Source organism: Stenotrophomonas capsici, assembly GCF_034961085.1.
Lineage (GTDB): Bacteria > Pseudomonadota > Gammaproteobacteria > Xanthomonadales > Xanthomonadaceae > Stenotrophomonas > Stenotrophomonas capsici.
Genome location: NZ_JAYFUH010000030.1, coordinates 1 through 320, shown reverse-complemented (window position 1 = coordinate 320; position 320 = coordinate 1). Strand labels below are relative to the sequence as shown.

The window sequence follows — 320 nt, the reverse complement described above, 5'->3', positions numbered from 1 at the left end:
TGAGGCGGGGTTGAACTTCCACTTGCGCGCCGCTTCCATGGCAGCACGGTCGAGGTCACGGTTGCGGCTGGACTTCTCGACGGCCACATTGGTGACGTTGCCGTTGGCATCGACATCAATGATCAGGATGACCTCGCCCTGGATACCGGCGCGGACAGCGGCCGGCGGGTAACGCGGCGGGTTCATGTTCTTGGACGAGATGTCCACGCTGGCCTGGATGTCGACCGGCGGGGCGGGCGGAGCCGGCGGGGCCGGCGGCGTCACCACGTCATTCGGGCGCGGTTCCGGCACGTCGATCACCGGGGCTTCCGGCGGCGGCG

At 68.8% G+C, this 320-nt stretch carries 1 protein-coding gene; it reads right to left on the bottom strand.

What is annotated here, in order from left to right:
* Nucleotides 1-320 (bottom strand): energy transducer TonB (locus VA603_RS00300; protein ID WP_323437606.1); only part of this gene is annotated, 320 nt, incomplete at both ends.